Source organism: Cellvibrio sp. pealriver, assembly GCF_001183545.1.
GTDB lineage: Bacteria > Pseudomonadota > Gammaproteobacteria > Pseudomonadales > Cellvibrionaceae > Cellvibrio.
This window is the reverse complement of sequence record NZ_KQ236688.1, coordinates 3,003,765-3,015,877: the sequence shown is the minus strand read 5'-3', so window position 1 is coordinate 3,015,877 and position 12,113 is coordinate 3,003,765. Positions and strand designations below refer to the sequence as shown.

The window sequence follows — 12,113 nt, the reverse complement described above, 5'->3', positions numbered from 1 at the left end:
ACGCCCGGGCAATGCTCCGGGCGTGTTGCATTAGGCGCTGGCGGTTTTGCAGATAAATTTAACGAATTCCTTTGAAGTGTATTTCGCGCATGAGTAAAAGAGACATCATTCCCCAAGCCAAACGCTGGGTAGTAAAAATTGGCAGCGCGCTCCTGACCAACGACGGCAAAGGTCTGGATGCGGAAGCCATTGCCGGATGGGTAAAACAAATGGCCGAGCTGCGCTTGCGCGGTATTGAGTTGGTGTTGGTGTCATCGGGTGCAGTTGCGGCCGGTATGCGCCGTTTGGGTTGGGCTGCGCGCCCCACCGAAATCCATCAACTGCAAGCTGCCGCTGCCGTCGGCCAAATGAGTTTGATCCAAACCTATGAGGTGGAATTCCAACGTTATGGTTTGCTCACTGCGCAAGTACTGTTGGATCACGACGATCTCTCGTCGCGTCAGCGTTATTTAAATGCTCGTTCTACACTGAAAACCCTGATTGGTTTTAATGTGGTGCCGGTAATAAATGAAAACGATACGGTTACCACCGAAGAAATTCGCTTTGGCGATAACGACACGCTCGGCGCATTGGTGGCGAATTTAATTGAAGCGGATTTGTTGGTGATTCTCACTGACCAAAAAGGCATGTACGACAGTGATCCGCGCAATAATCCCGGCGCGCAATTGTTGAGTGAAATTGCGGCAGATGATTCGCGCCTTGAACAAATGGCGGGCGGCACCGGTGGCGCGCTTGGGCGTGGCGGCATGATTACTAAAGTGCGCGCTGCACGTGTGGCGGCTCGCTCGGGTGCGGACACAGTAATTGTCGGTGGCAGAATTGAAAATGCATTATTGCGTATCGCCGCCGGTGAAAATCTGGGGACTTTTTTGTGGGCAGAACAACAGCCGCAAGCGGCACGCAAGCGTTGGATTTCCGGTCAATTGCAAACGCGCGGCACTATTGTGCTGGATGACGGCGCTGTGCGCGTCGTGCGTGAGCAGGGCAAAAGCATTTTGCCGGTGGGAGTAAAAGATGTGCGCGGCGATTTTACCCGCGGTGACATGGTAATTTGCGTAGACCTAACCGGAAAAGAAATTGCTCGCGGTTTAATTAATTACCACGCCGACGAAGCGCGCAAAATCATTGGCAAACCCAGCAGTCAAATCGCCGAGATTCTCGGCTACCGCGACGACAACGAATTAATTCACCGCGACAATCTGGTGTTAAGTTAGCAAACAGATATTGCCTGTGCGCAATAAAAATAAAAAACCGCTCATGATCAGTGAGCGGTTTTTTATTGGTAGATTTTACTGAATTAATATTTATTTTGATGAGTGCGACAACCTTGAGCGCAATAATGCAGCAGCGATAAGGCCGACTAACAATAACAACACTCCCGATGGTTCAGGTACAGCGACTGCGTTTACATTCACTGTTGTGCTGTTAATGGTGTCGATAAATAAATCCTGACCGTAAGCATCGCCTATTGTATTAGCGGTTAGCGAAAAATCTCCGCTGCCAAGAGCAATTGCGCTGAGCAATATACTGAACAAGGTAAATTCTCCCGCTTGCAGCAATTCCAAATCGGCGATTTCATCAAAAGAGACTTCCAGCATAGTTAACCAGTCAAGGCTGCTGCTGTTATCTTGCAAGCTGCCAAAGCCGAGCAGATCCAATTGATTGCCTTGTACTGCATCGCCCCAAGTGATGTTGCTGATGCTGAAGAGATCGCTATCGTAATGAACATTGACATCGTAACTGCCGAGTGCGCTGGCTCCTTCCAGGCCGCTGATGCGTACTTGCAGTTCGATATTGTCACCAATGTTGGCGGTAGTTTTATCAGCAATCAGGTCAATGCTGATGGCATTAGCATTAAGCGATAGGCTTAACCCAAACGCTAATAAACTGGCGAAGATTTTTTTCATTGCAAACTCCTTAATATTAATGAGTGGCGCAGCCGGTACGCGTGCACTGCAAGCTGAGTGCACGCGCATCGTTAACATTAATCACACCATTGCCATCCACATCGCGTTGGTCGAATGCGCTGGTTGTTGTTCCGCGCGCGTTGGTAACGATTTGCACATCGTTTTTATCCACATCGCCGTCGCCATCCAGGTCGAGAATTAATTTCAGTGAAATCACCAGCGGGTCGTGGTCGGATGAGCGATAAGCATCGGGCGCATAAAAACTGTTTATTTGCGCGGCGGATTTAAATTCAGTGTTGTAGTCGAGGCTGATGGGCTCGTCGGCATTGATATGCCAATCGGCGGCAAACAATACTTGCGGTGTCAGTGAGTTGCTCGCCAAGCCGTGATCCAAATAACCGGCTTGACCATCGAACACATAGGAGTAAGCGTTGCTACCGCCAAAGCGATTAATTAAATCGGTGTAACCGGCGTTAATAATTGTGGTGATGGGATTTTCTTTTGCATAAGCATTCAAGTCACCGATGATTAAATAATCGCGGTCATTTACACCGGTTGGATTGGTGCTCAGCCAATTCACCAATGCGCTTGCGGCTTGGGTGCGGGTGATATTGCAATTGCCTTGGCCATCGCCAATATCGGTATCGCCCAAGTCATTACAATCCGAACCTTTGGATTTCAGGTGATTGACAACCACCGTGGCAATAGCGCGGTTGCTATTCACGCGGAAACTTTGTGCCAATGCGGGGCGGTTTTTGGTATCGATAAATTGTGCATCAACACTGGAATCCAAAATCGCTGTTGTGCCAATAGGTGTGGCTTTGTCGCTGCGATAAATAATACCCACCGCAATTTCATCGCTGCCGATTTTATTCACACCCGGATTAATAGTTTTCCATGCACTGGTGCCGGTTGCTGAATTTAAAGCAGCTGCTAATTCCGCGATGGCACTGGTGCTACTGTAGCCATCATTTTCTATTTCAATCAGGCCGATAACATCGGCATTCAAGCCAGCCAAGGCGCTCACAATTTTGGCTTTTTGCCGCGCAAATTCTGCAGCGGTATTTGCGCCGCGTGAGGTTGGGAATCCGCCGCCACTGCCGTTGCCATTAAAAAAATTCAGCACATTAAAACTGGCGATTTTTAGATTCGCCGCCGCATCGGTAATAGGTGCCAGCGGGCGCGCATTGCTGTGCACAAAATTCGGCGTAGCAGTAGGAAGAATGCGATACACACCAAAATCGTAAGTAATAACACCTTGCAGATTCGCGACGGTATCGCCGCTGCGCAGAGTGTTATCTGCAGATAAACCCGGCGCGGGGAAAATAACCGGGTCAGGATTTTGCACATTACTCGCATCGTCCAGCATCAACTTATTTAAATTATTTTGCGCTTGCAGTGCATTGGCGGCTGCACCCGGTTCCACCACATTGGTCGGTTGTTGCAGGCGGCCATTGGCGAGCAGCACTTGCCCGAAGCGACCTAGTTGATAGGTTTCATTCACGGTGAGTGTTTGTGCAATCGCAACCGACATGCCTTCAACATTTTCAAACGCATTGAGTGAAGTCACCGGCAGAGAAATGTTGGCCGCAGTTGGCAATGTTTGATTGCTGGCACACACAGTGACGCTGACATTATTGAGCTGGGTTAGCTGAAAGGTTTCTGCAACCGTGCCGGTGACGCGCACGCGGTCGCCCACAGCAACGGCGCTGGTACTGGCGATATAAATGCCTTCGGGGGTGCTGGAATTGCCATCGCTATCGGCATCTTCTTCCTGAATAAAAAATCCGCCGAGTTGATTCGCATTCTGGAAATCCGCGACCACTATGGCTTCAACACTGACGCTGTTGCCGACCATTGAACTAGCAGTGCCTGCGCCTTGAATATCGGCAATGCGTGTTGCGGTTGTGCCGCATTGGTTGTTTGTTCCGCCATCGCTGCCACCGTTATTACCGCCACCATTGCTGCTGCCCTGATAGCTGCCAAGGTGATCAAAGGTATCTTGCGCGTAACCTTCCCAGTCGCTTGCGGGGTCAAAAATATCGAAGGGATTGGTATCGCCCTGGGTAATGGCGGTTTTGCGGCGCAGAGTATTGTCAGCGGTGCTGGTAAAGCCCGTGCCCCATTCGCTGCCGGGGTCAACACCAATTTGGCCGATGCTATCTAAAATGGTGCTCCCGTTTTTCAGCACAATCGCATCGTCGCCGTTAAACCAACCGGAGCTGTTGGTTTGGTTGGCGCTTGCCAGAATGGTTGCGTTAGCGCTGCCATGTGCGAGCACAAATACGCCCTGCGCGGGAATGGTGCCGGTGAGGTTGATGGTCAATCCGGCGCTGTTGCTGCCATTAAAATACATCTCCACCTTGTGGCCGCTTAAATTAATTGCCGTGTCGCTGCTGTTATAAATTTCCAGCGCTTTGTTGTTGCTGGAGCCTTCAATGTATTCAGAAAAATACACATTAGCCGCAGCGGGCATAGCGCCGAGGCTTGCCAGTAAGCAGGCCAATACTAATGGCGGTTGTGCGAAGGTTTTCATGATGCGCTCCTTGGAAAACCATAAGGTTTTGGTGATCGAGGAGCGCAGCTTAGGTGGGCTTTGTTACGGGGCTGTGGCGTTAAAAAGGCGGTTTGATGATGTTTTTGTGAATGGCCGCATCAGTCTTTTTCATGAGGGTGTTTGTCGATGGGGCGATCCAGCGAGCCCAAATCCAGATAGGGCGATGCATCGATATGCTCGGCATCCATCATCTCGGCCAGCCGCTGGAGTGAGGCGATAATCATGTGCTGCTCCCAACTTTGCAGCTGATCAAACTTGCGCACAAAGTTGTCTTGCAATGCGGCGGGCGCTTTATCGAGTAATGCGTTGCCGCCATCGGTCAGGCGCGGGTGGACTTTGCGTTTGTCGGTTTGCGAGCGGATACGTTCGATTAGCCCGCGATCTTCTAACCTATCCAAAATGCTGGTGACTGTGGCCTGGCTCAGGCTCATGGCATCGGACAGTTCGCTGGCCGTGGCATCGCCCTGGCTGCGGATAAGTTGCAGCAGTCGCAATTGTGGGCCGGTGACGCTGGCCGTTTTGACTAATTGCTTTGAGTGCAAATCAATTGCGCGTATCACGCGGCGCAGGCTGGTCAGTACTTGATCTATAGGTTGCATAGGTATTTTGTGGTGGATGGCAGTAATTACGGGTGTTTTCAGGTGCCAGCATGCCTGTTGTTGGCATGTTTGTCACTCTTGCGGATAAAGATTGCGCGGGTTATTTAGGGTGGACAGACAAAATAATGTTTTGTACACTAAGTAAGTAATTTGTATTCAAGGTAATAATTTGCCCACTTTGAAGCGGCTTCCAGGCGTTTTATAAGGTTTTCAGGTTATTGCCATTCTTAAATCAGCATAGAAGTACTTTGTGTTGTAATAAAAGTGCAGTCAGGTTTATCGTGCTTGGCAGAGAAAGACGCGCTATGGAGGTTTTATGAACACCAGAAACGATCTTTTTGAGGATACATTGGAGTTTGAGGATAGATTGGAGCTGCGCCATCCTCGCGCTACCGACGGGTTCCACCTCAATCAACTGGTTACGGCCAGCCCACCACTAGATACCAATTCAGTTTATTGCAACCTGTTGCAGTGCCAGCACTTTGCGGACACTTCCGTTGCCGCCCTTATCGATAAGCGCCTGATCGGTTTTATCTCCGGCTACCTGCTGCCAAACGACGCTGAAACCCTGTTTATTTGGCAGGTGGTGGTGGATGCAAAATTCCGCGGTCACGGTTTGGCCAAGCGCATGTTGAATTGGTTGGTTGCGCAGCCGGGCACTGAATCGGCGCGCCAATTGATTACCAGTATTACGCCGGATAACCGCGCCTCCTGGTCGCTATTTGAAAGTCTTGCGCGCGATTGGCATGCGCAACCCATAAAAGAAATGTTGTTCGAGCGCGAGCGGCATTTTGCCGGGCAACATGACGATGAATATCTGCTGCGCATTGCGCCTTTACCTGATCGCCCGCAGGATTCTATCGCCCATTTTTATTCCGATTTGCGCAGCCGCCTGCGTCTCCCTCCCGGCAAACGCTGGTTAGAGTAAATCCGTTAATCATCCCCGCTGATGCGTATGTGTGCCGATGTCTATCGGCGCAGGGGATTTTTTTACCCAAAATTCTCTAAAATTTTTTATTCAATTTTTATCAGCTGTTCAATATTTTCTAAATTGATATTTTCTAAATTAATTTTTTCCTAACTAAAAAGACAGGAGATGGATTATGCAAGTGTTTCAACAGATGGAATCGGCAGTCAGATCCTATTCGCGCAGTTTTCCAGTAGTGTTTGAACGCGCGCGCGGCAGTTATCTTTACGATGAAAAAGACAATCCCTGGCTCGATTTTTTATCGGGTGCTGGTTCGCTCAATTATGGGCACAACAATCCCTTGCTTAAAAAAGCATTGATGGACTACATCGAAAACGACGGTGTGACGCATGGTTTGGATATGCACACCACTGCCAAAGCAGAGTTTTTGGAAACCCTGCGCGATGTCATTTTATTGCCGCGCGAATTGAGTTATCGCGCGCAGTTTACCGGGCCGACCGGTGCCAACGCAGTGGAAGCAGCAATGAAAATTGCGCGAAAAGTAAAAGGCCGCGAAAAAATTATTGCGTTCACCAATGGCTTTCACGGCGTATCGCTCGGTGCGGTTGCTGCCACGGGTAATGACCATCACCGCAGTGGTGCCGGTGTTTCGCTTGGCAATATTGAGCGCATGCCTTTTTGTGGTTATCACGGGCGCGACACCGATACACTCAAGATGATGGATAAATTATTGGGCGATCCATCGAGCGGTGTGGATTTGCCTGCAGCGGTGATCGTTGAAGTAGTGCAAGGCGAAGGTGGATTAAATGTGGCGGGCGATGCCTGGCTGCAAGGTTTGCAAAAACTCTGCCGCAAGCATGACATGTTATTGATCGTGGATGACATACAAGCCGGTTGCGGTCGCACCGGGCATTTCTTCAGTTTTGAATCCAGTGGAATCAAACCCGACATAGTGACCTTGTCAAAATCACTTAGCGGTTTTGGTTTGCCTTTTTCATTGGTGTTACTAAACCCTGCGTTGGATGTGTGGAAGCCGGGCGAACATAACGGCACTTTTCGCGGCAACAATCATGCATTTGTCACTGCCGCTGCAGCATTAAAATTGTACTGGGGTGACGACCGTTTCCAGCGCGATATTCAGCATAAAGCGGAATTGGTTACGCGCAGTTTGCAGGCCATTGTGGATGCACATAAACCCTTGGCGCTGCGCATAAAAGGCCGCGGATTTATGCAGGGCATTGAATGCGAAAATGGCGATATTGCCGAGGCGATTTGTCGTCATGCATTTGATCGCGGAATGATTATTGAAACCGCGGGCAATCATGGTCAGGTGGTGAAATGTTTTTGCCCGCTGACTATCAGTGAAGAAGATTTAATGAAAGGCCTGAATATTCTCGGGCGCAGTTTTACTGCCGCATTAAATGATTATCCATCGCTCAAGACTGCGTAAAAGCAAGTCAATGCAACGAATAGCAACCGACAAAAAATAGAGGTAAATATGATCGTCAGAAAATTAGCCGATGCGGCCATGCAAGGTCGCTGTGTAAGCGCGCCCGGTTGGGAAAGTAATCGCCTGTTATTAAAAAGTGATAAAGCAGGATTTTCATTTCATATCACCCGCATTGTGAAAGGTGCTGAGTTGGAAATGCATTATCAAAACCACATTGAGGCGGTTTATTGTGTGCGCGGTCAAGGTGAGGTAGTGGATATTGCCGGGCGTGAGACCCACAGTATTTCGCCGGGCACTTTGTATGTGCTTGATCAACACGACAAGCATATTTTGCGCGCGTTTGAAGAGCTGGAATTGGTGTGTGTGTTTAATCCACCGCTAATGGGGCGCGAGGTGCACAATGCCGAAGGTGCCTATGCACTGGAAGCGGATGCAATTTAATGAGTAACTCCCCGCTTGGGCAGGCACTGTTATGTGCCTGCTGCTTTTTGTGGTGTGCGGTTTCTGCTGCGGCAGATGATCAGCGCACCAAAACAGATGCTGCAGAAAAAGCGCAGCAGCAAGTCGATCAATTACAGCAGCCACTGTATACGCCCTTCACTGAGCGCTACATTCTGGATGAGCTTAAATCCCTGCGCACCGATATGGCGGCGCAACGGGTGGAGTTTGTGCAGCAAATTACTGATCGCCAGATTGATGCAGTTGATAAAAGTGTCAGTTACGCCACCAGCACCGTGTCCAATCTTTTTTATATCATTGCCGCAGTTAGCTCGGTGTTGGTGATTGTCGGTTGGTCATCCATCCGCGATATGAAAGAAAAAATGGGCAATATCGCCGATAAAGAATTGCGCAAATTAATTGGTGCTTATGAAGACCGCTTGCGCGAAATTGAATTACAGCTGCGCGAAAAATCCACCTACATTGATGAAAATCGCGAGGCGATAGAAAAGACAAAAGAAATTCATGCGCTCTGGTTGCGCGCTGCGCAAGAAAATACGCCCGCTAATAAAATTACGATTTACGATCAAATACTCGCGCTCAATCCGCGTGATTGCGAAGCGCTGACCTACAAAGCCGATGCCGCACTTGAATCCAACGAGCCGCAATGGGCGATTAATTTATGCCAGCGCGCGCTACAGCTTGATCCGGCCAATGCCCACGCCTTTTACCAGCTCGCCTGCGCGCACACCGCGCTTTCCCATTTTGATGATGCGATTCAATTTCTCACTCAAGCCTTGATCAATGGCGATGCGCGTTTGGATGATTTCGCCAAAGATCCTGCACTGCAGCCACTGCATCATCTGCCGGCATTTGAGCAGTTATTACATGAAAAGGCGGCGGAAAAAACATCCTAATAGCAAATGAATCTATTAGAAATGTAAAGACGGGGAACCATGGCGGATTGCAGTGGGTCGGAACTATTCATCCAAGTAACGCCACCTATTGATATACATGAAAACGATGTGATCTGAACGTCTGCATCTGTGTAGACAAAGACGCTGTATGGAGGTTTATATGAACGCCAGAAACGATCTTTTGCTCGATAAGATTGAATTTCGCCACCCGCTCGCCAGTGATGGCGATGCCCTGAACGCCCTGCTGGCTACCACGCCAGTGCTCGATGGTAACTCTGTCCAATGCACGCTTTTACAGTGCAGCCACTTCGCCCAGACCTCGGTAGCGGCCTTTTTTCACGGCCAATTAGTGGGGTTTGTCTCGGCCTATTATCCCCCCAATGAACCCCATACCCTGTTCGTGTGGCAAGTGGTTGTCGCCCAGGACTTGCGCGATTTGGGCTTGGGCAAAAAAATGCTGCATTGGCTGATCGCACAGCCGGGCTGTGAGCAGGCCATTCATCTGGTCACGGCGATAGGCATCAAAAACAGTATCTCCTGGTCGATGTTCGACAGCTTCGCGCGCGACATAGGCGCACTGCCCATCAAGTCGTTTGTTACCCCTATCAAACCCTTGCCCGATGACAAACAAAGCGAATACCTGCTGCGAATTTCTCCGCTCCCCAACCGCAAAGCCCCTGTCACACATGATCTGCTAAGCGACCTTAAATCCAGCGGCTCGCATATTTCGGCGATGCGGCGCTGGTTGGATTAAGCGTTTTTACCAGCACTTGCGCTGTAACAAATTGCCGTACCCCTGCGACAATTTGTCACTGTGCGTGACGCGCCAAAACGCCTAATGTTCCACCCTGAAAATAACAGCCAAAACGATTGGGGTGGGGTGAGTGAAACAGGTGAAAAGACTGCTGGTGATTGCAATTGCCAGCTTGGGTGTGGCGGGTGCAGCGCATGCGCATGAAGAGGTATTGAAGAAAAAACGCACGAAAAATCCGCAGGAAGTTGAAGAGGTAAAAGTCTGGGGCGAGGCGCGCGACAGTGCGGCATCCGGCTATACCAACCCCACCAGTGTGCTGACGCAAGAAGACATGGTCAGCATTAATGCCACCACCACCGAAGATCTCGTCAAATACGAACCCAGCATTGTGATCCGCAAACGCTACATTGGTGATTCCAATGGTACGCTCGGTTTGCGCGGTTCCAATATGTTTGCCACACCGCGTTCTATGGTGTTTGCCGACGGTGTTCCCCTGCATTATTTATTGCAAACCCGCTGGAGCGGCGCACCGCGCTGGACCATGGTGAGCGCAAGCGAAATTGCGCAGGTGGAAATTTTGTACGGCCCTTTTTCTGCCGAATACAGCGGCAATTCCATGGGCGGTGTAATTCTGATTGAAACCGCGCTGCCACAAGAGCGCAAAGTGCATGTGGATCTGGATTATTTTGTGCAGGATTTTTCCGCTTATGGTTTTAGCGATACATTGGACGGCTACAAAACCTTTGTCTCTTATGGCGATACTTTTCGCAGTGAAAACCTGGGCGATTTTAGTATTTATCTTTCCTACAATCGCTTGGAAAACAAAAGCCAACCGCAGTCCTATTATTTTGATAGTAAACGCACACTCGCTAACGCAACACCGGTCAGCGGTTTGATTACAGATCAGGATGTGTATGGCAAACCTGCCTACTACTTTGGTGATACCGGCGTTGAGCAAGCGGTAACAGATAATTTCAAAATTAAATTGGGTTACGATTTTGAAAACTGGTCGAGCTTGTTAAATATCGCCTATGAAGATCGCAATACCTTGCGCGATACACCCAACAGTTATTTACGCAGCAACGCGGGTGACACTGTATGGTCTGGCAATTTTATTCAGGACGGCGTTGCCATTACTGTGCCTGCATCGCGCTTGGGTGCCAGCGAATTGGATCGCCGCAGTTTATCCACTGGTTTGCGCATCAAAGGAGAATTAAACGAGCACACGCGTTTTGAAGCCAATATGAGTGACTTCCGTATTTTGGAAGATAACAATCGCGCCTCCAGCCATGCATTGCAAGATCCACTGTTCAAAAATCGTGGTCTCACGACCAATTACGAAGACACTGGTTGGCAAACGCTGGAAGGAAAATTCACCTTTTCTGATATAGGCGTTGATGGTTTGGAATTAATTACTGGTGCGCGCTACGAAGCCTATGAATTAAATTTGGATACCTATAACTCTGCGCGTTGGACCAAAGGTGACTTCGCCGGATACACCGGCCGTAGCGGCGGTAAAACCAATATCAGCGCTGCGTTTGTGCAAGCCAATTGGGATATTAATGATCGCTGGGATATTGCCTTGGGCGGGCGTTACGAGCGCTGGCAAAGTGAAGGCGGTTATTTCAGTAAAGATGTGGCGGCAACACCGGAGTACGATCTGGTCGATGTTGCCGATGCATCCAGCAACCAATTCTCGCCCAAATTTTCACTCGGCTATATTCCTGCAGATACCTGGTTAGTGCGTTACTCGTTAGCAAAAGCTTACCGCTTTCCGATTGTGGAAGAATTATTTGCGCAGAGCCAATCCTATTCCTCCGCAGTAGAAGCGCGGCCAGATCTAAAACCGGAAAATGGTTTGCATCACAATCTGATGTTGGAAAAACAATTTGATGCTGGTTATGCGCGCATCAATATTTTTACCGAAACAGTCAAAGACGCGATTGAATCGCAAACGACGCTTTTGCCCAGCGGCTCGCCTGTGCCATCGGTCACGACTTTCTCTGCGGTGGATGAAGTGGAAACCGACGGTGTTGAACTGATTTTAAATCGCTACGGTGTTTTGGTGCCGGAGTTGGATATTCGTTTTAATATCGCTTACACCAAATCGATTATCACCGATAACAGCACTGTTGAAGATACGAACCCGAACGCTCCCAGCATTGAAGGCAATGACTACCCGCGCATGCCGCGCTGGCGCAGCAATTTAATGGCGACTTACCACGCGACCGATCGCTGGGATTTAAGTGCAAACGTCCAATATGCCGATAAAAGTTTTGGCCGTTTGCAGAACGACGATACTGCTGAAAATGTGATGGGCGCGCAGGATGGTTATACGCGCATTGGTGTGAAAACCACCTATGACTTGAATGACAATCTTGAAGTGGGTTTCGGTATCGATAACGTTACTGATGAAATCAGCTATGTCGCCCACCCATGGCCGGGCAGAAGTTATTATCTAAGTCTTTCTTACGATTTGTAATAGCGAAAAAATAAAAACAGAGTGACCGTAGGTTGGGTTAGCTGCGAGTACAACGAGCAGCGTAACCCAACATGACTATCT

The 12,113-nt window shown here is 49.3% G+C and carries 10 protein-coding genes; 7 read left to right on the top strand and 3 right to left on the bottom strand.

Features of this window, described 5'->3' with window-relative positions:
• Nucleotides 1–89 precede the first annotated feature (89 nt).
• Nucleotides 90–1,214 carry a glutamate 5-kinase gene (gene proB / locus VC28_RS13095; protein ID WP_049631025.1) on the top strand — a complete coding sequence of 375 codons (1,125 nt, stop codon included), beginning with the start codon at nt 90–92 and terminating at the stop codon, nt 1,212–1,214.
• 90 nt (nt 1,215–1,304) lie between these two features.
• Here the strand turns inward: proB and VC28_RS13090 are convergent, their stop codons facing one another.
• The 3 genes from VC28_RS13090 to VC28_RS13080 all read right to left on the bottom strand — a co-directional run bounded on the left by VC28_RS13090 (nt 1,305) and on the right by VC28_RS13080 (nt 5,063).
• Nucleotides 1,305–1,907: a cohesin domain-containing protein gene (locus tag VC28_RS13090; protein ID WP_049631024.1), complete on the bottom strand. Its 603-nt coding sequence runs from the start codon at nt 1,905–1,907 to the stop codon at nt 1,305–1,307.
• A gap of 16 nt (nt 1,908–1,923) precedes the next feature.
• Nucleotides 1,924–4,443 (bottom strand): ExeM/NucH family extracellular endonuclease, encoded by a 2,520-nt coding sequence (locus VC28_RS13085; protein ID WP_049631023.1) that lies wholly within the window; start codon nt 4,441–4,443, stop codon nt 1,924–1,926.
• Between the two features lie 119 nt (nt 4,444–4,562).
• The gene (locus VC28_RS13080; protein ID WP_049631022.1) at nt 4,563–5,063 is read right to left on the bottom strand and encodes a MarR family winged helix-turn-helix transcriptional regulator; all 501 of its coding nucleotides are present in this window, start codon (nt 5,061–5,063) and stop codon (nt 4,563–4,565) included.
• A gap of 316 nt (nt 5,064–5,379) precedes the next feature.
• Here VC28_RS13080 and ectA point away from each other — a divergent pair, with 316 nt between their 5' ends.
• The 6 genes from ectA (at nt 5,380) to VC28_RS13050 (ending at nt 12,032) form a co-directional block, all read left to right on the top strand.
• Nucleotides 5,380–5,991, top strand: coding sequence for a diaminobutyrate acetyltransferase (gene ectA, locus VC28_RS13075; RefSeq protein WP_049631021.1), 612 nt, complete (start codon nt 5,380–5,382; stop codon nt 5,989–5,991).
• Between the two features lie 175 nt (nt 5,992–6,166).
• The gene (gene ectB / locus VC28_RS13070; protein ID WP_049631020.1) at nt 6,167–7,441 is read left to right on the top strand and encodes a diaminobutyrate--2-oxoglutarate transaminase; all 1,275 of its coding nucleotides are present in this window, start codon (nt 6,167–6,169) and stop codon (nt 7,439–7,441) included.
• Between the two features lie 48 nt (nt 7,442–7,489).
• The gene (locus VC28_RS13065; RefSeq protein ID WP_049631019.1) at nt 7,490–7,882 is read left to right on the top strand and encodes an ectoine synthase; all 393 of its coding nucleotides are present in this window, start codon (nt 7,490–7,492) and stop codon (nt 7,880–7,882) included.
• The gene (locus tag VC28_RS13060; RefSeq protein ID WP_053094203.1) at nt 7,882–8,796 is read left to right on the top strand and encodes a TPR end-of-group domain-containing protein; all 915 of its coding nucleotides are present in this window, start codon (nt 7,882–7,884) and stop codon (nt 8,794–8,796) included. The genes VC28_RS13065 and VC28_RS13060 overlap by 1 nt, the downstream gene beginning before the upstream one ends.
• 160 nt (nt 8,797–8,956) lie before the next feature.
• Entirely contained in the window at nt 8,957–9,550 is a 594-nt protein-coding gene (locus VC28_RS13055; RefSeq protein WP_049631018.1) for a GNAT family N-acetyltransferase, read from the top strand.
• A gap of 130 nt (nt 9,551–9,680) precedes the next feature.
• On the top strand, nt 9,681–12,032 hold the full coding sequence (locus VC28_RS13050; protein WP_231591744.1) for a TonB-dependent receptor: 2,352 nt from the start codon (nt 9,681–9,683) through the stop codon (nt 12,030–12,032).
• Nucleotides 12,033–12,113 lie beyond the last annotated feature (81 nt).